The organism is Streptomyces sp. NPDC037288, assembly GCF_055603265.1.
In genome coordinates this window covers 1-21,596 of the sequence record NZ_JBVJVY010000069.1, presented here as the reverse complement: position 1 = coordinate 21,596, position 21,596 = coordinate 1, and the positions used below count along the sequence as shown (strand labels likewise).

Genomic DNA, 21,596 nt, shown 5'->3' with positions numbered 1-21,596 from the left:
ACAGACCCACCTTCCGAGCTCCAGGCCCTGATCGACGCGGTCACCAACGGACACGGCATTGACCTCTACCTCCGGATTTAACGAACTACCGGTAAAGATCTGCACGCTCTTAGTTAGGCGAGATTCCCTCTAAGGACTGCCTCCGGGGTCTCTCTGCGTGCCCAGTGTCCGGCTGGTTCAACGACCGGCTGCTGCTGGTACGTGATGCGCGGCGCGTTCAAGCGCCATCATCCGCTCGCCGAAGCCCGCCGCTACCTCTCCTACGCCCTGCGCGGCCGGCCGGGCCTGGACGAACAGATCGTGCAGGCGGTCGTCGACGACTACACCCGCCCGGCCGGCCGAAGGATGATGACCGCCGACCTGCGCGCGCTGTACCCGCGCGACACCGAGGACCAGGCCGTGCTGCGCCCGCTGACCCGCAACCGGTCCGCCTCGCTGTACGAGCGGGCCCGCCTTGCCGCCGACGCGCTGAGTGCCCGGGTCCATGCGGTGCGCCGCACAGATCGCATTGGCTCCCGCACCCGGTCGCGCACCGTCGCCGTGCCCGCCACCGCGAGGTCGCGCCCGGGGCCGTTCCACTCGGACCGGAAGGCCGACTGTGTGCCGGAGCAGAGGACCGACGTCGCCACGGTGGAGCAGGCCCGCCGGACGCTCGAGCGGTTGACGACGCCTCACTGTTCAACACGTTCACGCCTTCTGTCAGCGCGGACCTGTAGACCTGACGGGGAAATCAGGTCTACTGGCTCCGCTGCAGGTGTCCACGATCAAGGGGAAGCTTCAGCCCGCCCTCGACAGGTTGTTCAGCCCTGGGGAGCTAGCGCCTGACCGCGGGCGATTGCGTAGATCAACGCCATGTCGTAGGTGGGAGAAGAAGAGACGGTAGGCAGCAGGCTACGAGACACCCAATGGACTACTAGCCCGCCTCTAGCCCTAGCGGGCTACAGATGGGGTCGCAGCGTGCTGATCTTCGGGTGTTGGCTGGGCGGATCCGCCAGTTCCTCGTCCACTCTGCGCAAGATGCTCGCTCCGCGTGCGAAAGGACGCGTAATGAACCAGAAAATTGCTTTTCTTTATCCCGGATCTCAAAGCCCTGTGCCTGCCGGAGTGCTACAGGCGCTGCAACACAGTGTGGCAGTTTTTGACACGCTGCAGGAAGTTGACACGGCTGCTGTGACGGTCGGCCTGCCCAAGGTGAGTGGGTACCTGACATCAGCAGAGGAGCCGAACTCGCTCGACAGCAGCAGGGCGGCCGATCGGTACGTAGCCCTCGGCGCCACTTCCCTCGCGCTCAGCCGTGAGCTAGCGGATCGCGGCTGTACGCCAACCCTGCACATCGGCCACAGTCAGGGGGACTGGTGGGCCTTGCCTGCGTCGGGCGCCGTTTCTCTGCAGGACGCTGTGCGGCTGGCACATCGGCGGGCAGAGGCTGAGCAAGGCCGGGCAGAGGGCGGGATGCTCGCCGTGAAGCTCCATGCCGAACAGGCCAGGCATCTTCCTCCTCTCATGAACCGTGACGATCTGGTGCTCGCGTGCGTGAATGGGCCTCGTCAGGTGGTGCTGTCTGGCTCCGACGAAGCTTTGGAGGAAGCAGAGTTGGCTCTCAAGGCCCTGCGCGTGCCCACTCTTCGTCTGGAGTCCTTGTATGCGTATCACAGTCCTCTCATGGTGGTATCGGCCGAGAAGTTCCGACAGAGCGCTGGCGAAGTTCTGAACCGCGCGCCGCGCGAACGGGTCTTCGCGACATCGTTGGGTCGCAGTGTCTCCGCCGCCGACGAGGTGGTGGACTGCCTGGCCTCGGGGATGACCCGGCCGGTGGACTTCATCCACGCCATTCGCACGGCTCATGCCTCGGGAGTCAACACCTTCGTCCAATGCGGGCCCGGGGATGCACTCGTCCGGTTCGTGCGCAGCATCCTTCCGGAAGCTGACGCGTACGCCCCGCTTGCGCAGCCAGACCTTGTCGCGGAAGCGATCGCCGCATGCACAAGTGGCCGGGGCCTGGCCCGGGTACCCTCCGCCGGAGGACAGGATCTTCCCGTCTCCCGTGAGGATGTCTCGTCCCGCAGCCAGAAGCCTGTGCCGCAGCCCCAGGATGTCTCAGGAGCGACGGTCTCCCGCGAACGGGTCCTGGAAAAGTTGAAGCAGCTGTATGCCGACACGCTCGAGTATCCAATCGAGGCTTTGGAGGAGGACCTGGAGCTGGAAGGGGACCTCGGTGTCGACTCGTTGCGGCAGGTGACACTTCTGGCTCGAATTCCGCAGGAATTCGGGCTCGAAGAACTGGATGGAGGCGTCAGTCTTGTCCACTTCCGCACGCTCGGCACGATCGCTGACGCGCTGCTGGGCCACGACATAGTCCTAGATTGAGGAAGAACCAGCATGTCCGCTGAGGTCCACGGCAGGCCTACTCAACTCCATGGCCGCATCGCTCTGGTAACCGGTGGTGCACGGGGAGTGGGCAAGGAGATCACGCTTGGGCTGGCCCGCGAGGGCGCCCACGTCATCATCAACTACTTCCACTCCAGCTCCGCTGCCGAGGCCCTCCTGGCCGAGATGCAGCAGGAGGGTCTGTCTGCGGAGCTCATCCGTGCCTCGGTCGGAAAGCGCAGTGACGTAGACAGAATGTTCGATCAAATTGAGCGTGTGCACGGGCACTTGGATATTCTGGTCAACAATGCAGCCAACGGTGCGATCCTGCCGCTGGAGCAGTGTGAGGACTACTACTTCATCCGTGCGTTCACCACCATGGTGATGGGCAGCCTGTGGTGTTCATTGCGAGCAGTGCCTTTGATGCGGGGCAGGGAGGCCCCGGCCATCGTCAACATCAGTTCAAGTTCAGCCGACATCGCCGTGTCGAATTATGCAGCCAATGGGTGCGCGAAAGCGGGAGTCCAAGCCCTGACGCGGTATCTGGCGGCTGAGTTCGGCCCTCATGGAATCCGCGTCAACACAGCATCCGGCGGTCTCCTCGATTCGGACGTGACCGATCTCTTCCCGGCAGTGTTCCGTAGCAAGACCGAGCTTGACACCCCGTTGCAGCGGATGGGCCGTCCCGAGGACCTGGCGCGTCTGGTTGTCTTCCTCGCCTCCCCGGAAGCGTCGTTCATAACCGCGCAGATGGTGTTGGCTGACGGCGGCTACAGCATGACCCGTTATGGTTCTGTGCCTAACGGGCAAGCGCCTGCGCCTGCGGCTCTCACATCCGACAGCAGGCCGGAGGCTCGGCCGGCGCGCATCGGGGATTGGCCTTCGTTAGTGCCGAGTGGGCAGAAGCCCGATCGGCAGGCAAGCAAGGTGGGCAAGCCGTCGTCATCGGCGCCGTCTGTCCCGACTGGTGGTGAGGCAGCAGCGCCATCGCCTCTAGAGGACCCGTCCACCGACCAAGGATCTGCTCGCCCCCTGGAAACGCCCCCGTCCGATGAGCCAGTCGCTGTCGTAGGATTCGGGCTTGCCCTTCCAGGGGCTGCAACGCCGGAAGAGATGTGGAACGTTCTCAGTCGCGGCAAGAATATTTTCGGTGAGCCCGCCTGGTTTGACGGCACTGCTGTTACCACCGACGATCCAGGGGCACGTGACCGATCCCTGTGCAAGCACGCCGGCTGGTTGCAGGAGCTCCAGCCACACCCGGTTCTTGCCACGGAGATGGCGGCCGGTACATGGCCAATGGATGCGGACCACAACGCCACACTCTTACGGCACTGCGCCTTCACCGCTCTGGCAGGTGTCAAGACCACTTCGGAGGATCGCTGGCTCTGCAGCACTGCCGCACTCTCAGCTCAGTCAGGTTTGCACCTTGACTCCCTGTTCGCGCTGGAAGCCCTAATCGACCGCTTTCGCCGTGCTGCCAACAACGATGTCGAAATACATGACGCAGCGCAGGCAGCAGAAGACGCGCTACGCGCGTGGACGGATGCTCCCCCTGCCAGCCGCAGTCGCTCGCTGCCCCGCACGGTCCTTGCGGACGCACTGGCAGGCCTCATGCCGGCAGGCGCCGAGTCCATGATTTTTGATACTGCGTGCTCATCGTCGAGCTATGCCATCGACATGGCTCTGAAGTCGCTGCGTGAAGGATCCTGCGATGTAGCGGTCTGCGCCGCTACCAACATGTTCCACAGTTCGTTGTTGGTAGCGGCGGACAAGCTCACCGCGCTGAGTAGGCGAGGTGAAGTACGCTGCTTCGATCAGGATGGTGACGGCACCTTGTTCGCAGACGGTGCGGGCATGGTGGTCCTCAAGCCTCTGTCCCGCGCCCGGGCGGACCACGACACCGTTCATGGCGTCATCCTGGGCTCAGGCCTTGCTTCGGACGGGAAGGGCAAGGCGATCTACGCGCCGAAGCCCGACGGGCAACGGCGAGCGATCAGCAACGCGTGGCAAGACAGCGGCATCACTGCCCAGGATCTGGACGTCATCATCGCGCACGGAACTGGGACCCCCGCCGGAGACCGGACCGAACTCGAGGCCTTGGACGAGTTGATTGGTGAGGGGGATCGCCCATGCTGGGTGGTGTCCAACAAGGCCGTCTTCGGCCACACGATGGGTGCCGCAACCATGACCTCACTGATCCATGGCCTGCTGTCACTGCGCCACGAAACACTCCCTGCCCAGCCCTACTTCACCCACGGCACAGTTCCGGCTGTCCATGCCGATGATCGTCGCGTCGCGATCCCAACATCACCGAAGCCCTGGCCTCGCTCTGCCACTAGGCCCCGCCTCGCAGGTATCTCCGGATTCGGATTCGGCGGCACAGATTCCCACCTGGTGCTGGCCGACGACCACCCGTGCCTCCCCGCCCGGCCGCCGGCCAAGCTGCATGAAGGCGACTTGGTCGTCGTGGAGTGGGCGGGCCACTTCCCCCAAGCTGACGAGGACGCCGTCCACGACTGGCTCGCGGGCCGAGGCGCAGCGCCGGTGAACTCCTTCGGCGACTCCTACCCACTCCCCTCTCCTAAGGAGCTGCGTCTGCCACCTGGAGTGCTGCGCCAGGCCGACCGTAGTCAACTCATGACCCTCAGCGTCACCAACTCCCTGATCTCCCGACTGGGAGATGCTTGGAAGACGCTGCACGCCTCAACCGCAGTGGTCGTCGGCAACACCAGTCCTACCCTCTTCAGCGACCGCACATCACAACGCGTCTACCTGGACCAGTTCACTGCAGCACTCGCCCCGGTCCGAGACTTCCCTGGTGGCGCCGAGTTGGTGGATGCTGTGCGAGGAAAAGTTTTGGACGAGACCCAGGCACTGGGCCCCGACACGCTCCCGGGCTTCATGAACAACATCATGGCCGGCCGGGTCGCCAATTACTACGACATTCTTGGGCCCAACATGGTCGTTGATGGCCCTGATGATGCCGGTCTGACCGCTCTACGCTGCGCTGACCGCTACCTGCGCCACGGCACAGCCCGCATGGTCCTGGTCTATGGGATCAACGCCAACACCGCCTCCCCGTTTGGCCGGATCCTGCGGCAGGGAAGCACCCCGCAGGAGGAACTGGCCGAAGGGGCGATTGTCCTGGCCGTCACCCTGCGCTCAACCGCAGACGACCACGGTCTGCCCGTACTGGCCACCCTTGCCTTCCACAAGGAGCAACCAGATGCCCCAGCCAAGCCCCCCTCAGACTGCTCTGCCCTGCAACAGCCGCCCCGGACCTACGTGGGCGCGGACGGCTTGATCGCCCTGCAGAGCGCGGTGCTGCGCGGCAACGAAGTTGCCCTTCAGGCGGGGCTCAATGAGGCCTTGTACGTCCGTCCGGAAGGCCGTGCCCCCGCCGAGCAGTTTCATGCCAGCCCTCAGTTGATGGCTCGCACGCTCCGATCTGCACCGGCGCACCCTTCCCCCAGCCACAACACTTTGCCAGCGATCCCCTCTGGAACCATCATCATCACCGATCTCCCCGAGCTACCAGGTGTGGCTGCCAGAGACGACCTTCGTGTGTGGCGACCATCCACCACCGTCGGCACCGGGATCAGCACCGACGGCATCGAAGGGTTGGCCGCACAGCTTCCTTTCACCCCTCGCCACATCCGTCTGATCACCGACATCCAGCCAGATCGGAAACCGCGCGACGAGGCCTCGATGCGCGCCCTACACGACGCCTTCTTCGCCGCGGCCAAAGCCACTTTCCCGTCCTGGAGCACCAAAGATGGCTCCTGTGCTGCGCTGTTACTGAGCGCCGTCGAGGACAGGACACCACTGCCAGAGACGGGCTTGTACGCCGGTCTAATCAGGTCGCTTGCCGAGGAAGCGACCGCTCCGTGGTGCTGCACCATCCTGACCGACTGCGCCGACGTTGCGGAAGGTTTGGAGTTGCTCGCAGTCGAATCCGGCCGGGAACAGTCCTGCCGCACAGTCATCTATCAGGATGCCGAGCGCCTGGAGTACTTCCTGCAGCCGGTCAGCTCCCTACCCCCGATGGCCTTGCCCCACGGAATGGTCGTACTCGCCGTGGGTGGCAGTCGCGGCATCACCGCCGCGGCAGTATCCGCCTTGGCCAAGCAGGTACAGCCCACGCTCTACGTCACCGGCCGCTTCACTGCGGACGATCTCGATGCTGGCGCGAGCGTCTCCAAGCTGAGCAAGCAGGAGTTCATCCGCCTGAAACTGAAGCAGAAACCCGGCACGACCATAAGCCAACTCAACCGGGCCTACGCCCGTCACGCTCAGGCCGCTGAGGCCGCCAAGAACCTGCAGCAACTGCGGGACATCTGCGGTGCGGACAAGGTCCACTATCTGACCTGCGACGTCACCGATCCGAGACAGGTCGAGAAAATGGTCGGAGCCATCACCGACCGACGCAGCCGGGTAGATCTAGTCATCTTCGCCGCGGGACTCGTCGCATCCTCCTCGACCCAGCGCAAGCCGCTCGCCACGTTCCAGCAGGTGCGGGACACCAAGCTCTTGGGCTACGCCAATCTCAAGACCGCCTTGGCGGACACCCTCCCAAGCATCTGGGTGAACTTCAGCTCCATGTCAGCCGTGACCGGAATGCCGGGGGACACGGACTACACAGCCGCCAACGACTACCTGCTCACGGCCGCCAACTGGAACACCACCCGCCATCCCGGCCGTCGGGAGATCAGCATCGCCTGGGGCGCCTGGACCGAGATCGGCATGGCCGCTGACCCCTTGGTTCAAGGAGAACTCAACCGCCTTGCCCCCCGCCTTACGGTGAGCCCGCAAACAGGCATACGCCAGTTCCTTGACACTCTCGCCCACCCCACCGCAGCGCCTGCTGCCGTCTGGACGTATCCCGACAACCCCACACCCACGACCGTCCATGACATCGACGTGGCCACTCTGCCTTGGACCGAGGCCCACCTGGTTCGCGGTCGCCCCACCCTGGCCGGAATGCACGCCGTGGAACTCGGCGCCCGTGCCGCCGCACGTGCCGTGCCCGGGATGGTAGTGGCCGAAATCCGAGATCTTCACTGCCTGGCCGCACTGCCCATCACCACGTCAGGACGCCGCACTGTCAAGATCGAAACCCGTCTCGGAGCCGTGGAAGCCCACACCCGCATCGTGCACGTCAGGGTCCTCTCCGACCTCATCAGTGCCACCGGAGACAAGCTCGTCACGGACAACGTGCACCACACGTTCAACGTCGTCCTGGCCTCCGGGCACCCCTTGCCCCGCACACGCCTTCCCAAGGCGGAGTCCCAGGCTGAGTGGCAACCGATCACGGATCCCTACTTCACTGCGAACGCTTTCGTCCAGCTCGCTCGTCCTTTCCCACCCATCGAACAGCTCCTGAGAGAGGAAACAGCAAGCCACGGAACCCTCCGTCTCACCGTGGAGGCACCGCCGGAAGGCGACGAGGAACCAACTCTCCCCTTCTTGCTCCTGGACGGGCTGGCGCGCCTGGCTTCCCATCCCCGTAATCCCGACCAACTCCTACCGTTGAGCGCACTTGTCTCCATAGAACGCATCGAGTTCTTCACGCCGCACAACGACTATCAGATCGCCGCCGCCTTCGGCGCTGATATCGAACTCGTGAGCGTCGACCACCAACATTCCCAGCTCGTGGCACGTGTCCCGGGCGGCCCGGTCCTGACAGCCATCTATGGAATCCAGGGGCATACCCTGGCCCACTACAACCCCGTTACGCAATCAATCACCGAACGTTCAAGCCCTTAGCCGCGCAGCCCGGACTGGAGAAAGCCGATGCTCTGGCATGATCTCTACATCGCCGGCACCGGATCCTGGATCCCGCGCCGCCACCCCGTTTCGCAGGCTGTTGCCGACGGACACGCCGACCCGGCGCTCAGCCGCCACGCCGGCTTCACCTCCGTCGCCATTGCCGATGAGACTGAATCATCCCTCTCCATGGCCAACCGCGCGGCACAGCGCGCCCTCCGGCAGGCCCACCTCACTGGTGATGACCTGAAGCTACTCTTCTACGTCACCGTCGATCAGCGCGAACACCTGGTGCCAGCCACGTACGTCCAGCGGCGCCTCGGCGCCTCTCGTGCGGTCGCCTGCGAACTGCGAAATGCCAGCAACGGCATGATGACCGCACTAGAGCTTGCGGCATATAGTATGTGCAGCACGCCGCAACCAGCAGCCGCTTTAATCGTCGGAGGTGAGAACTTCACCACGGGGTGGGACCGGTGGTCGTCCGTCGCCGGGATGTTCTTGGGCGACGCGGGAGCCGCGATGGTCCTCTCTCGGGCGGCGGGCTTCGCGCGGATTATTGCAACTAGCCACCTGTCAGATCCAGCATTGGAAGCCCATACACGCGTAACAGCCGACCACGGCGGCCGCCGACCCAGCCTCAGCCAGATCGTGATGGCCGCCAGCGGACTCATCAAGCACGTAACACAAGATGCCCTGAAGGAATCCGATCTCATCATCGAGGAGGTCGACTGGGTCGTTCTCCCCAATCTCGGCCGAGGACTCCTCCAAGAGGCATTCTTCAAAGGATTTAACTTCCCTCAGGAGAAGACCACTCTCAGCATCGGCAGCACCTTCGGACACATCGGAGCTTGTGACCAGACTGCCAGTCTCGACCACCTCAAGCGTACAGACCTCCTGCACTCCGGCCAGCACATCTTGCTCGTCGGCTTCGGCGGCGGGTTCTCGGCAACCTCTGCCGTCTTGCAAATGACGTGAGCCGAATCTGAACCGTTCCGGGTTCGGTAGGGACTCGATCGTTTGAGAGGATCCTTCCTCCCCACAGCCGAGGGCTGGCTCTACCTCGCCTGCTGGCTCGACCTGGCCACCCGTGAGGTCGTCGGATACGCGATGGCCGATCACAACCGTGCCTCGCTCGTCGTCGACGCCCTGAAGATGGCCTACGGCCGCGGCGGCCTGCAGCCCGGCTGCATCACAGACTCGGATCGCGGCAGCGGCCCTCATCCCCCGACGTTGGGTGGTCGAGCGCACCTTCGGCTGGCTCATGCACCACCGCCGCCTCGCACGCGACTACGAGACCCACTCCCACCGCTCCGAAGCCATAATCCACGTCGCAATGATCGACCTCATAAGCCGCCGACTCACCCGCGAATCCACCCCGAACTGGCGCGACACCTGAACCTCAAACCAAACAACCCCACCAGGACAAAACGCTCTTTTAGGGGTATCAACGCCCTGCCATTTCTTCCATGTAGTATCATGTACTACATGGAAGCTACCGCCCGTGAATTCAACCAGCAATCCTCCAAGATCCTCGCCGCAGCCGAACGCGGCGAGACTGTCACCGTCACCAAGAACGGCCGCCCGGTCGCTACCGTCGCCCCCTACCGCGAGCCCGGAATCCCGCCCTACCCCACCGGCCCCATCGGGGACAGCGTCGACATCCCCGAACTCGACCTCGGCGGCGACCTCACCAACGACGAGATGGAGGACATCCTGAAGGGCATGGGCTCTTGAACATTGTCATCGCTGACACCAACGCCCTTGTCCGTCTCCTCGACCCGAAGATGACCGGCCATGACGAGCATAAACGCGCCTTCGCCGCCATCGGACATCTGGTGATCTCTCCGCTTGTCCTTGCCGAGTTGGACTACATGATCACCACGCGCTCCGGCGTCCAGCAGGCGCTCACGGCCGCCAGGTTCATCGAGACCAACACGGCGCGGCGCCGCTTCGAAATCCCCGACATCGCACCCTGCCTGAGCGTTGCTATCGCTGTTGCCGACGGCTATAAGGACGCGGACGGCGGCAACGGCATCGGTTTGGCCGACGCCATGAACGTCGCCCTCGCCGCCAGGTACGAGACCGATCTCATGTTCACTACCGACCGGCACTTCCGCATGGTGCGCCCGCTGACCGGGCATCCCGCGTTCCGGATGCTCCCCGACGACCTGTAGGTGGCGGGTGGGCCAAGCGTGTATGCCGCGGCGGACAGAGCCCGTTCCCGCCGCTGAAGGCAGTACTCCAAGTTGGCATTGGGTGAGCGTCCCTGGTGGGGGTTGGGCGGCAAGCGGGGCGCGGTGAGAAACGTCCCGGAAGGCGACAGGGCGGAAGGAAGAGAGTGGCACGGGTCGTTGTACAAGCGCCGGGAGCGGGCATGAAGAGCGTGCCGCCGCTGGCCGCACCGGAGGAGGCCGCCTTCGCGAGGGGGCTGCTCGACGGCGGCTGGGCGGCGGTGTTGACCTTCCCCTCGTAGCGTGGAGGTTTGGCTTGAAGGGGAAGTTGAGTGTCATGGGTGGGAAGCGACGGTCGTACGACGTGCCCTTTCGTGAGGGCGCGGTACGGATCGTGTTGGAGACTGGGAAGTCCGCGGCGGAGGTCGCGCGGGACCTGGGCGTGCATGAGGGCACGCTGCAGACCTGGGTTCATCGGGCCAGGGTCCGCGCGGATGCTGAGGCGGCTGGTGGGCTGAAGGAGTCCGAACGCGAGGAACTGCGCAGGCTGCGTGAGGAGAACAGGCAGCTGCGCAGGGAGAACACCGAGATCGGGATGGAGCGCGATGTCCTCAAGCGTTCCGTGGTCCTCTGGGTGAAGGAGGCGACGAAGTGACGGTTGCGGGCTTCATCGCCGACCAGCGGACCGGGCACCATGTCCCGCACGCCGTTTCCTGCCGGGCTCTGGAGGTGTCCGAGTCCTGGTTCTACAAGTGGCGCCGTCGTCCGTCGGAGCCGACGAAACGCGAGGTCAGACGGGCCGCACTGGCTGAGCGGATCACTCATTTCTTCAACGCCTCCGGCCGGACGTACGGCTCGCCGAGGGTCACGCTGGACCTGTGGGCCGAGGGCTGGCAGGTCTCGCAGAACACCGTCGCCGAGATCATGGCCGAGCTCGGCCTGCGCCGTAAGCCCCCGCGTCGGCGGAAGAATCTGACCCGGCAGGGCGGAAAGTCGCCCGTGACCTGGTGCTTCGACGCTTCGACGCGATCACCCCGGACGTTTTGTGGTGGGGCGATATGACCGAGATCGATACCGGTGAGGGCAAGCTCTACCTCGCGTCCGTGCACGACGCGTTCTCGCGCCGGGTGCTCGGTTACGCGGTGAGGCCTCGCCACGATGCGGCCCTGGTCAGCGCGTCGCTGCAGATGGCCGCCGCAACCCGTGGCGGCAGCGTGAATGGCGTGATCTTCCACAGCGACAGGGGGTCGGAGTATACGAGTGAGGCGTACAACAGCCTGTGTGACCGGCTGGGAGTGGTGCAGTCCATGGGGCGCGTGGGCTCGGCCCTGGACAACGCGGCCGCGGAATCGTTCCACTCATCGATCAAGGTCGAGTACATCCACCGGCACCGCTTCGCACCCGCGCCGAGGCCCGGCTGAAGATCGCCACATGGATCACGGACTTCTTCAACACGCGCCGAAGGCACAGCGCGGCCGGCGGTCTGGCTCCGGTGGAGTTCGAACGAACCGTCACCGAGGCCAGGACGCCGGCACATCAGGAGGACCGAGCAGCATAAGGAAGTCCTCCACGCTTTCTGGGGAGACAAACCACAGTTACCTGGTTTACTGCTTCGTCTCGTTGTAATGCTTCGCGAGATATTCCAGGTTACGGGTCGAGTTCGAACGGGTTTGGTTGTTGATGATGGCTGTGAGAGCGTCGGGCGTCGTGGTCGTGTAGATGTGAGTCAACACGACGTGGGTTCCCTCACCTTCCGGTTCGAATCGCCAGTGGCCCTCCATCCGAACCACCGGCTCGGACGGATTGATCTGCGCGAAGTGGATCGTCCGCCCGTCGGGGTCGATGGTGCGCCTGAGCTGGCGGGTGGCATCCATCGTGATCTCCACGACGTCGCGGCCGCCTGACTCCTCCTCGATGACGGTCGCGGCGGTCACGACGGGCGTAAGCTCGGGCCAGCAAGTGACGTCGCGGATCACCTCGAACAATTTGGGCGTCGGGACGGAGAGGAAGAGCTCGTGCCTCACCTCTGCGTCCACGTCACTGACCGGAGTAATCAAGATCAATATGGTAGTCACGAGTCCTCTTTCGGATAGTTGACGGTGATCCAATAGCCTCCGCCTAGCGCAACGTTGGTGTCCTCACCTACCGCTGTGTCGACTGCCATCCGCAATCGGCCCGCGCCGGACAAGGTGGGCACCCAGTCCGGTTCTTGCTGAGGCGGTTGCCTGGTGTAGCGCAGGTCTGTGAGCAGGATCCGGTTCTGCCCACTCGGCCGGCGGATCGCGAACATCACTGCGCCTTCGGCCATCCCGCGGGACGGCAACGGTTCGTCAGGTGGCCAGTCGTGAAGAACGAACGGGCTGACGAGGGACTCTGCGGCGCCCACGATGGCCAGGTCGACGGCATGGCGTTCCAAAGCGTCTCGGGCGAGCCAGAGTGCCTCGCCGAAGCCGGACACGCGACCGGAAGCTGTCTTGGCACAGCCCCGTAGATCGAGGCCGATAGTTGTCTCGCCCTGCAGGGCGGCGGGGAACCAGGCCGTGGCCAGGTAGGCGCGCATGGCGTCCACTCCCGAGTGGATTAGGCGGATCAGCTCGGGTTCGGCGTAAGACCAGCCGGAGCGGGTGTTGGCCATGAAGACCCCGATCCGATCCCGGTCCGGCTGCTGTGCGATGGGAACGCCCGAGAGCGCACCGGCAACCGCCATATAACCCAGAGCGGTGAACCGGTCGATCCGGCGTCGCAGGTGGTGGGGGACATCAGGGCTCAGGCGAGGGTCGACAGCGAACGCAGGCACGTTTAGATCCTCGCCTCGGCCAGGGGGCCCGAGGCCGCCGAAGGCGACTCGGGCTCTTTCTCCTTCAGCAGGCACATGCGTTGCGCAGGCTGCTAATTCCAGTTCTGATAACAGATCTCTCATGGCACCCTCCCGAACACGACAGCAGTATGGATCCCACTAAATCCGCTGCTGGTCTTGACGATGATTTCTGGTTCGGCGTGCCGGGGCTCGCCAAGCACCAGGTCCAGCTGAGCATCGAGAGTTCTGGGAGTAGTGTTCCCGGTGGGCGGCAGCATACCCACAGGCAGGTACCGGCTGATACCGGCAACCTCAAGCAGCCCGGCCGCGCCGAGCGAATGGCCCGTGACGCCTTTCTGAGCGACCACTGGCAACTGGGAACTTCTGTCACCAAACACGTCGCGGTATGCAGCGCACTCCGCTGCGTCGTTCAGCGGTGTTGACGTGCCATGTGCGTCGAGCGCTTCAACAGCTGTCGGTGGCAAACCGGCATCGTCAAGAGCCTCTCGGATCGAAGCTGCGATGTCCACGCCTGATGTTCGAATTCTAGTCATATGGTAGGCGCTGGAAACTGAAGCCCAACCAAATACTTCGATAAGTGGTGCTGCGCCACGAGCAATCGCCGCTGGCAGTTCTTCCAGTACCACGGCCGCAGCGCCCTCACCCAGCACGAAGCCGTCCCGGTCCTGAGAGAACGGGCACGATGCATGTTCCGGATCGACATCCCGGTCCGACAGCGCACCGATGTTGGTGAATGCGCCGAGCACAAACGGGCAGAAGGGAGCCTCCGCAGCTACCACTAGCACCCGACTTGCTCGCCCGCTGGCCACAGTGTCGTAACCAGATCCGAGCGCGTCGAGGCCAGCTGTGCAGCCCGTCGAGACAGTCATCACCCCGCCGTTTCCTCCGACGCCGTGCCGCATGTGTGCCCACTCGGTGACGTGATCGAAGGAGAACTGGCCTGGCGGCAGGATGCGACCGCCACGGAAGGCGCTCTCCAGCTCCACGATGGCACCGGTCGCGGTGGCAGTGATCAGGCGGGTATCCGCTCGTTCGGGACCGGTTAGGCCCGACTCAGAGACAGCCTCGGCGATCGCCAGGTCAGCGAGAGCCACATAGCGGGGCAGTCCATCGACCGCAGGGACTGTAGTGCTGACGGGAACGCCAATTGGCCGGACGAATTCATCGAACCAGGGATCTGTCAACCTTCGAGCCAACGAACGCCCGGCCAAAAGCGCGGAAAGGTGGTCCTTCGAACTCCCGCCAGCACCAGAGACGGCGCCTACGCCAGTTATTACAACGCGACGAATCACGGTCGGCGCCCTTCAGTATTCGTACCCTGTCCCGACTTCACGTCACCACGATTATCCAAATCATCCAGCCAAATTAAACGCCGTCATTTGCGCGCAACAAGATAATCGCCAGGCACCGTGCTTTGAGTTTGACTGTTTAACGAACCGCCTACTCACCGAGATTCCGGCATGCATAGTTGGTCGGTCAGCTCAGCAAGCGTTAGCGCCCCTATGCCTTCGGGTAACGCCATGCCATGTTCGCCTCGCAATATCGCCCGCAACTCTGCCCTACCAAGCGAGTCCAGACCAAGGTCGATCAAAGGAGTATCTGGGCGCTGGTCGAGCGTCTCAGCATCAAGCCCTAGTTCAGCAATTAGAATATGGCGCAGGTCGGCGGGTTCCATGCTCTACTCCATAGGTCAGCGACTATGCGAGGACTGAATCGACTAAATATAGTTACGATACCGATGAGCCTTGGTGAACACCCTCATACTGTGTTGCTTGAACCTGGCTGAGGGCAGGTCAGGGGCAGCCCGCCAGGAGGTACGCGGTTCGAAAGGCGTCCATCTGCGAGGCCATTGCGCTCGCTGAACGGCATGGCTCGCAGCCGCGCCACCCGGACGGCAACTTATAATCAGGACGACTAGCAAGGCTGCTATCTCTTCCTCACTGGGACAGCCACGGACTACACGGGCGTCCCAGCCAGAACGACGACAGGTAGGGTGTACCAGTGTTCCCGACATGGCGCTAGATTCCCTGAAGAAGCAGTGCTGGGATACGAGTATTGCCCTGCACAAGGCCTCAAGATAGAGAGCCTGAGCGGTAATCGTGCAGCATATCGCGCAACCTTGTGCATATGTGATTCCCGTTCCCCGGACAGGCACCGCCAGCGGCGCCACCTGCGCCCGTGGACGTATCGGGGTGCTGTCACGTTGAGTTGGGCCGGTGAGATGATCTTGAGGTTGGTTGTCTCGGGAGGGTCTGCTGGTGGGTGCCGCGTCGCCGTCGTACAAGGGCCACCGCTACCCGGTGGAGGTCATTTCGCACCGTGTGTGGCTGTACTTCCGCTTCCCGTGGTCGTTCCGTGAGGTCGAGGAGCTGATGCTCTAGCGCGGCGTGATCGTCTCGTACGAGACCGTCAGACGGTGGTGCGTGAAGTTCGGGCAGGCCTACGCCAACGGACTGCGCCGGCGCCGCCCGCGGACGGGTGACACATGGCATCTCGACGACGTGTTCATCAGGATCGACGGAATGCAGAAGTATCTATGGCGGGCCGTCGACCAGGATGGCAACGTCCTGGACATCCTGGTCCAGAACCGGCGGGACAAGGCCGCGGCCAGGCGTTTCTTCCGCCGGCTCCTCAAAAAGACCGGGCAGGTCCCCCGCGTGGTCGTCACCGACAAGCTGAAGTCGTACGGTGCGGCGCACCGTGAGGTGATGCGGTCGGTGGAGCACCGCTCGCACAAGGGCTTGAACAACCGGGCGGAGAACTCCCACCAGCCGACCCGGCAGCGGGAACGCGCGATGAAAGGAATTCCGTACCGTCGGTTCGGCGCAGCGGTTCCTGTCCGCGTTCACCGGGATCTCACCCCACTTCCGGCCCCACCGTCACCTCATGACCGCCGGCCACTACCGCTTCGAGATGACGCTCCGCTTCACCGTCTGGAACCACATCACCGGGGCCGCCGGCCTGCCCGCCACGGCCTGAACCACCGGCCACCGCAGGCCCCACCCTGCCCTGACGCACCGTCAGCAAGCCACACCCCCGACAACGTGACAACACCGGTGCGAGGCCTGGCCAGCCACATCGCCGCCCCGGCAGCAGGAGAGTACCTCTTCCCGATACTCGGGAGTGAACTTCCTGCGTTTCTGCGACAACCGACTTCCCTTTCCGAACAGACCCATCGTAGTGGGACCACTGTCCGGAAACTTCGGGGCGCCGCAAGCCCCCCTCGTGCCGGTGGGTGGCTGATTGAAGCGGGATTACAGGCCGCAGACGGTCGGTGCTGGGTGCGCCATGGGCGGGCAGGACTTTACAGGCAGGGCTTTTTCGCACCCGGGAGCTGTGGCCGGGTGGTTTGGCCGAAGAGGTCCACGAGGCGGTCGAAGTAGGGGACGAGGAGGGCGGTGTGGGGACCATTCAGCACGGTTTTCAGGTTTGCGGGTGATTCCTTGGCTCGTGAGACGATGTACCACTGGCCGTGGATGCGCTGGAAGGTGTAGTGGTAAAGACCCTGGTCGAGGGGCTGGGGGCCGTCCTCGGTGTTGATGAAGCTGTTCACTTCGCAGGACGCGGTGGCCCGGTCGCCGTCGATGGCGGTAATGAAGTTGGACTGCATGTGGTGGACGTTGCGGACCATGGTGTGGATGGTGTCGATGAGTAGACGGAGGTTCTCCTTTCCTCGCACGTATATTCCGCTGGCGGGGATGCTCCATTCGCCGTCGTCGGTGAAGAGGTCTAGCCATGGCTGTGCGGGCCCGTGGTCTGCGTAGAAGGAGCACTGGTGGGCCAGTTCTTGGATGAGGACAAGGTCTTCAGTGAGGTTCCTGCAGGGCTGAGAGGGCACGGCGTGTTTCTCCCTGGGGTTTGGTCGCGGTGATGAAGTTGATGCCACTGGTGAGGGTGGTCACTTGCTGGTCGTGCATCCACCGGTCCTGTTGGTGCCGGATCCGGGCCACGGTGTCGTCGGAGAGCTTCATGACGACCGACCGGAAGCCGCTTCCTGCGATGAGCGGCCACCAGTCGGAGGGGCCGGCGAGCCGGGAGGCGTACTCCTCGTGGCGGACGGTGGGGTCCGTCACCCCGGCGGCTGTGCATAGTGCGGTGAGGGCGGTGATGTCCTCGGTCGCCCGCCAGGGAAGGCAGACGTCCAGGCCGGGTACATATTCCTGCGCCAGGTCGAGGAACATGCCGGAGGCCGGCGCAAAGACGTTGCGGCCCAGGGTGGCCAGGACGAGGCGTCCGCCGGGTTGAAGCAGGCGCCAGAACGATGCGATGGCTTTGGTGATGTCGTGGGCGAAGAAGACGGCGAAGCCGCAGGCAATCGCGTTGAAGGAGGCGTCCGGGTAGGGGAGCCGTTCCATGTCGGCTTTCTCGAACATGATGTCCGTCAGGCCGTGTTGCATGGCGCGGTGGCGGGCGATCGTCAGCATGTCCTCGGCAATGTCGACCCCGGTGATGTGGACCCCGGGGATCCTCTTCTGCGCCGCGCACAGGGCGATTTCACCAGTACCACAGGCCACATCGAGAACCCGGTCCCCGGGCGCGAGGTCCAGGGCGGCGGTGATGCGGAGGGTGAGGGAAGGCGGGAACGCGTCCACGCGGGCTGCGTTGTAGCCCTGTGAGGCCGTGTTGTAGACCAGCCGGGCATCGAAGCCGTTCACGTATCGCGCCCGGTTCGGGCTGAAGCGGTCGTGTTCTGCTGCCATACCGCTGTAAGGGCGCAGACGGTCACACCGGGCCCTACGCCAGTGAACAGGCCGCGTGCCCCGTTGGGCGGGGGGCTCGTGAAGGTGCGTGCCAAGACATCAAGCATGGAGACAGCGCCGACGTTGCCGATCTCCTTCAGGCTTTCCCATGAGTGGACTGCCATGGAGGTGGGCAGGCCGAGACCTTCCAGGAGGCGGCCCAAGATACGGGGGCTGCCTGGGTGGGCTACCAGGAAGTCGGGGGCGGCGCTCTCGCCGACGAGGGTGGTCTCTTGGAGCCATTTTGCCAGTTCGGGAGCGCTGGAGGCGACCGCCTGGATGAGGCGGAACGAGTTGTGGGAGTGCAGGCCGTCCGAGTGGGGTTCGTAGCCGACGATGTCCGAGGTGCCGGGGCAGAGATATTCCCACGATCCTGCCACGATCGGTCCTGTGTCCTCCGGCTGAGGGCTGCGGACGACGCATGCGCCCGCAGCATCCCCGAGAAGGCCCTTGAAGATCATGCCGTCCATCTCGGTGTCGTCGGGGTGCAGGTAGTGGCTGAACAGATCGCCGCACACCACCAGGACGACGGCGTCTGGCCGCACCTGGACTTGTTCTGCCGCACGGATAAGGGAGTAGGCACCCCCCGCGCAGCCCATGTTCGTGAAGTGCAGACGGCGGGTCTTTGAGGGGCAGCCCAGGCGCTGGCACAGGAACACGTCGAGGCCGGGCGTGGTGTAGCCGGTGGCGCTGAGGGTGACCACGCAGTCGATGTCCTGGGCGCTGACGTTCGCGGTCTGCATCGCTTCATGCGCCACTTCCTCGGCGAGACGCAGGGACTCCTCGAAATGTCGAGCGGTGCGCTGTTCGAGTGTTCCCGATGGGTGCGTCAGCTCGTGTAGAGGGCGCGTGAAATAGCGCGTCTGCACGGTTGTCGCCCTGAGAACTTTCTGCACGTACTCGATACGCGGGTGGTCGCGGTAGGTTTCGGTGAGGCTGTGCAGCAGTTCCTCGGTGCCGACCTCGTACTGTCCTTTGCGGATCGCGGGAGGGGTGACGATCGCCATCTCAGGGTCTCCAGTGGGAAGAGGGGTCAGGGTGTCGTTGTGCCGTCGTAGAGGTAGTGCTTGCGACCGGCGAGTGTCTTCTGGATCAAGGTCCGCATGTCGCACGGTTGCATGGTCGGCCAGTCCGGCGTCTGCGCCACCTGGTGTTGCCCGATGCGCCGGCCCACGTCAACCAGCTGGTTCCCCCGGGGCACGCGGGCTCGGTTGTACAGGTCGAGGACTTCTTCCCAGCACGAGGCGCCTCCCGAGGCGAGAAGGCGTTCGAACTCCATCGCGTCGCCCAGCGCCTTAGCGGCGCCGCTTGCGGCGTGCGGGCGGGCGATGGTCGATGCGTCTCCAGCCAGGAAGAACGGAAACCGGGTGTACCGCGTCAGCGGCAGGTCATAGACCGGGTGGACCGCCATCCGTGCTGCGTCCGATCGGTGCACGACCTCGGACCACGCGTGAGGCAGATGCCGCGAGGCCAGGTCGTGGACGAACGGAAGCATGTCAGGGGAATCTCCTCCCCGCGCAGGGGCAGCGTAGAGCACCCAGTTGATCAGGTAGGGGCCGCCGGCGGCGTCGGGGATGGGATAGAACACGGCATGCCCGCCGGGAAACACCACGGTGACGTAGGCGTTGTCCAAGAGATCCATCACGAGCGCGGGGTCGGACAGGATCTGCGGGTCCACTGTCCCCCGCCACAGGCTGTAGCCCGCGTACGCGGGGGCGGCTTCGGAATCGACCTGGGCGCGGACAAGAGAGCGGTGGCCGTCTGCTCCGGCCACTAAGGTATGCCGGGTAAGGGTTCCGTCCTGCCGCAGGACCGCGGCCTGTGCGTCATCTTTCAACACACTGGACACGGGGGCCCCGGGAAAGTAGTTCTCGGACGGAATCCGTGCGCGCAGCGCCTGCCACAATGCGCCCCAAGTGGTGGTGACAGCCCTACTGGGGTGACGCCAAAGTTCCAGGATATCCCCGCTCTTTGGCGCCCGGGTCAGCCAGATACGGGAGGTGACCTGGCAACGCGGGAAGTCCGCGCCGATATAGTCTGCGGCGATCAGCTGATCGGCGAGGGCCGGGGGGAGCGCCACGCCGAATCCCCGGTCGGCCAGGTTCCCAGATGTCCTCTCGTATATGTTGACGGCGAGGCCGGAGCGCAGGGCAGCGAGGGCGACGGCGCACCCGGCGATGCTGCCACCGACGACTCCTAGGGACGGCTTGGTCGTCACGGCTTCCCCCGCAGGCTGTCTTCGAGGAGCTGCGCAGCGGATCGCATGGACATCGTGGAGTCGAAGAGCGTGTCATCGACGTACGTCCCCCACCGCTTCTCGAAGGCGGTAAAAATCTCGACAATCGCGAGGGAGTCCAGGTCTAGCGCCTCGAAGGTCGCGTCCGGAGTAATGTCTGCTTCGCTGTACTGGCACTTGTCGGCGATGACGGTGACGAGACGGTCATACCAGGGTTCAGGCATCGGGGTCTCCCGGGCTTGTCGAAGGTGAAGGAAAGATCGTCACGACGGGTAGGGCTTGGGGCCAAGTGAGGGCTGCGGCGCCCCAGGTCAGACCGCCTCCGAAGGCGGTCAGTACCGTCGGGGCGTCCCGCGGGACCATCTTGCCGAGGGCGGCGTCTGCGATGGCAAGGGGGATGGAAGCGGCGGCCGTGTTTCCCAGGGAGCCGATGTTGCTGACCAGTTTTCCAGGGGCGAGACCGAGTTCTTCGCCGACCGCGTCAAGAATCCGCTGGTTGGCCTGATGGGCGACCAGCGCCTCTAGCTCGGTGATTTTCCACCCGCTCTCGGCTGCAACCGTGGTGACCGCCTCGGTCATCCGCTGTACGGCATGACGGAAGACGCGCCGCCCGTCCATGTGCAGATACCGCAGCCGCTGGTCGGAGGCCACGACCTCAGGCTGACGGGAGCCGCCCACCGCGATGGAGATGAGTTGGTGGTGCGATCCGTCGCTGGCCAGGTGAGTCGCGAAGAGCGCACCGGGCTCGTCGGGGCCCCCCGCGCGCAGATACACGGCTCCGGCACCATCACCGAAGATAACCGCCGTATTGCGGTCTTTCGGGTCCACGATGGTCGAATACGTGTCGGCTCCAATAACGACTGCGCTGCGGACGTTGCCCGCTGTAATCATGGACGCCGCGATGCTCAACGCATACAAGAACCCAGAGCACACGGCGCCCACATCGAAAGCAGCCACATGCCCCAGACCCATCCGCCACGCCACCTCCGGCGCCGTCGCCGGACAGCGCCGGTCGGGAGTCGTCGTGGCCAGGATGACCGCCTCGGGCAGTGCCGTACCCGCTGCCGAACGCAGCGCGCCGATCCCGGCCCACACCGCGAGATCTGACGTCGCTGTCCCCACCTCAACCCAGCGACGCTGGCGGATACCGGTCCGGCTGCGGATCCATTCATCTGACGTGTCGAGCGTTAAGGACAATTCGTCATTTCTCACGACCCTGGACGGAAGGCAGGTGCCGATTCCCGCAATCACCGCGCTTCGCGCGCCCCCCCCCTCGCTGTGGACTCACCTTTTCTCCAATATTGGGGTGCAGAGGTGACACAAGTTCATGGTTGAATCCTTTTGGGTCCTGGTGAGCTGATCGAATCGGCCGATGTTCGCAGCGCTCTTGCCAACAACAGTCATCCGTCGATGATGTCGTCGTGGATGAGGGAGAAGTTGTGGACCAGCTCGATGGCGACGGCCGCGCCGAGCGCGTCCTCGCGGGCGCCGCCCACGGC

The 21,596-nt window shown here is 64.3% G+C and carries 19 protein-coding genes and 5 pseudogenes; 12 read left to right on the top strand and 12 right to left on the bottom strand.

Translation table 11 applies throughout. The features are described from left to right. Window positions 1–198: 198 nt before the first annotated feature. The 11 genes and pseudogenes from ACZ7GZ_RS39050 to ACZ7GZ_RS39000 form a co-directional block, all read left to right on the top strand. A pseudogene (locus ACZ7GZ_RS39050) lies at window positions 199–657 on the top strand (MobF family relaxase); the annotation flags it as partial. Between the two features lie 390 nt (window positions 658–1,047). Then, a complete protein-coding gene (locus ACZ7GZ_RS39045; RefSeq protein ID WP_471032023.1) occupies window positions 1,048–2,367 on the top strand; it encodes an acyltransferase domain-containing protein in 1,320 nt (439 codons plus the stop codon). Between the two features lie 12 nt (window positions 2,368–2,379). After that, window positions 2,380–8,133, top strand: coding sequence for an SDR family oxidoreductase (locus ACZ7GZ_RS39040; RefSeq protein ID WP_471032021.1), 5,754 nt, complete (start codon window positions 2,380–2,382; stop codon window positions 8,131–8,133). Between the two features lie 27 nt (window positions 8,134–8,160). Continuing rightward, window positions 8,161–9,108: a 3-oxoacyl-ACP synthase III family protein gene (locus ACZ7GZ_RS39035; RefSeq protein ID WP_471032020.1), complete on the top strand. Its 948-nt coding sequence runs from the start codon at window positions 8,161–8,163 to the stop codon at window positions 9,106–9,108. A gap of 42 nt (window positions 9,109–9,150) precedes the next feature. Beyond that, window positions 9,151–9,333 (top strand): annotated as a pseudogene (locus ACZ7GZ_RS39030) (DDE-type integrase/transposase/recombinase); the annotation flags it as partial. Between the two features lie 16 nt (window positions 9,334–9,349). Next, a pseudogene (locus tag ACZ7GZ_RS39025) lies at window positions 9,350–9,529 on the top strand (transposase); the annotation flags it as partial. Window positions 9,530–9,618: 89 nt separating this feature from the next. Then, on the top strand, window positions 9,619–9,867 hold the full coding sequence (locus ACZ7GZ_RS39020) for a type II toxin-antitoxin system Phd/YefM family antitoxin (protein ID WP_360099993.1): 249 nt from the start codon (window positions 9,619–9,621) through the stop codon (window positions 9,865–9,867). After that, a complete protein-coding gene (locus tag ACZ7GZ_RS39015) occupies window positions 9,864–10,307 on the top strand; it encodes a PIN domain-containing protein (protein ID WP_360099995.1) in 444 nt (147 codons plus the stop codon). Before ACZ7GZ_RS39020 ends, ACZ7GZ_RS39015 begins: the two co-directional genes overlap by 4 nt. Before the next feature lie 334 nt (window positions 10,308–10,641). Further along, window positions 10,642–10,959: a transposase gene (locus ACZ7GZ_RS39010; protein WP_360099997.1), complete on the top strand. Its 318-nt coding sequence runs from the start codon at window positions 10,642–10,644 to the stop codon at window positions 10,957–10,959. Beyond that, complete coding sequence (locus tag ACZ7GZ_RS39005; RefSeq protein WP_360099999.1) at window positions 10,956–11,366, top strand: IS3 family transposase; 411 nt, start codon at window positions 10,956–10,958, stop codon at window positions 11,364–11,366. Before ACZ7GZ_RS39010 ends, ACZ7GZ_RS39005 begins: the two co-directional genes overlap by 4 nt. Then, a complete protein-coding gene (locus ACZ7GZ_RS39000; protein ID WP_471032016.1) occupies window positions 11,363–11,725 on the top strand; it encodes a transposase in 363 nt (120 codons plus the stop codon). Before ACZ7GZ_RS39005 ends, ACZ7GZ_RS39000 begins: the two co-directional genes overlap by 4 nt. A gap of 183 nt (window positions 11,726–11,908) precedes the next feature. Here the strand turns inward: ACZ7GZ_RS39000 and ACZ7GZ_RS38995 are convergent, their stop codons facing one another. The 5 genes from ACZ7GZ_RS38995 to ACZ7GZ_RS38975 form a co-directional block, all read right to left on the bottom strand. Then, window positions 11,909–12,361, bottom strand: coding sequence for an SRPBCC family protein (locus ACZ7GZ_RS38995; protein ID WP_360100003.1), 453 nt, complete (start codon window positions 12,359–12,361; stop codon window positions 11,909–11,911). Window positions 12,362–12,375: 14 nt separating this feature from the next. Then, complete coding sequence (locus tag ACZ7GZ_RS38990) at window positions 12,376–13,101, bottom strand: beta-ketoacyl synthase N-terminal-like domain-containing protein (protein WP_360100005.1); 726 nt, start codon at window positions 13,099–13,101, stop codon at window positions 12,376–12,378. 119 nt (window positions 13,102–13,220) lie between these two features. Then, window positions 13,221–14,414, bottom strand: coding sequence for a beta-ketoacyl-[acyl-carrier-protein] synthase family protein (locus ACZ7GZ_RS38985; RefSeq protein WP_471032014.1), 1,194 nt, complete (start codon window positions 14,412–14,414; stop codon window positions 13,221–13,223). Between the two features lie 152 nt (window positions 14,415–14,566). Further along, window positions 14,567–14,797: an acyl carrier protein gene (locus tag ACZ7GZ_RS38980; RefSeq protein ID WP_360100009.1), complete on the bottom strand. Its 231-nt coding sequence runs from the start codon at window positions 14,795–14,797 to the stop codon at window positions 14,567–14,569. 42 nt (window positions 14,798–14,839) lie between these two features. After that, window positions 14,840–15,136 carry an acyl-CoA carboxylase subunit epsilon gene (locus tag ACZ7GZ_RS38975; protein ID WP_360100011.1) on the bottom strand — a complete coding sequence of 99 codons (297 nt, stop codon included), beginning with the start codon at window positions 15,134–15,136 and terminating at the stop codon, window positions 14,840–14,842. Window positions 15,137–15,380: 244 nt separating this feature from the next. On the opposite strand from ACZ7GZ_RS38975, the pseudogene ACZ7GZ_RS38970 reads away from it, so the two are divergent. Further along, window positions 15,381–16,101, top strand: a pseudogene (locus ACZ7GZ_RS38970) (IS6 family transposase). 325 nt (window positions 16,102–16,426) lie between these two features. Here ACZ7GZ_RS38970 and ACZ7GZ_RS38965 read toward each other — a convergent pair. The 7 genes and pseudogenes from ACZ7GZ_RS38965 to ACZ7GZ_RS38935 form a co-directional block, all read right to left on the bottom strand. After that, window positions 16,427–16,960: a nuclear transport factor 2 family protein gene (locus tag ACZ7GZ_RS38965; protein WP_471032012.1), complete on the bottom strand. Its 534-nt coding sequence runs from the start codon at window positions 16,958–16,960 to the stop codon at window positions 16,427–16,429. Next, window positions 16,929–17,777: a class I SAM-dependent methyltransferase gene (locus ACZ7GZ_RS38960; protein WP_471032010.1), complete on the bottom strand. Its 849-nt coding sequence runs from the start codon at window positions 17,775–17,777 to the stop codon at window positions 16,929–16,931. The genes ACZ7GZ_RS38965 and ACZ7GZ_RS38960 overlap by 32 nt, the downstream gene beginning before the upstream one ends. Further along, the gene (locus tag ACZ7GZ_RS38955) at window positions 17,774–18,868 is read right to left on the bottom strand and encodes a hypothetical protein (RefSeq protein ID WP_471032009.1); all 1,095 of its coding nucleotides are present in this window, start codon (window positions 18,866–18,868) and stop codon (window positions 17,774–17,776) included. Before ACZ7GZ_RS38955 ends, ACZ7GZ_RS38960 begins: the two co-directional genes overlap by 4 nt. A gap of 26 nt (window positions 18,869–18,894) precedes the next feature. Then, a complete protein-coding gene (locus ACZ7GZ_RS38950) occupies window positions 18,895–20,079 on the bottom strand; it encodes an FAD-dependent monooxygenase (RefSeq protein ID WP_471032006.1) in 1,185 nt (394 codons plus the stop codon). After that, a complete protein-coding gene (locus ACZ7GZ_RS38945; RefSeq protein WP_471032003.1) occupies window positions 20,076–20,321 on the bottom strand; it encodes an acyl carrier protein in 246 nt (81 codons plus the stop codon). Before ACZ7GZ_RS38945 ends, ACZ7GZ_RS38950 begins: the two co-directional genes overlap by 4 nt. Beyond that, window positions 20,314–21,309 (bottom strand): beta-ketoacyl-ACP synthase III, encoded by a 996-nt coding sequence (locus ACZ7GZ_RS38940; protein WP_471032001.1) that lies wholly within the window; start codon window positions 21,307–21,309, stop codon window positions 20,314–20,316. The genes ACZ7GZ_RS38945 and ACZ7GZ_RS38940 overlap by 8 nt, the downstream gene beginning before the upstream one ends. Window positions 21,310–21,503: 194 nt before the next feature. Continuing rightward, window positions 21,504–21,596, bottom strand: a pseudogene (locus tag ACZ7GZ_RS38935) (polyprenyl synthetase family protein); the annotation flags it as partial.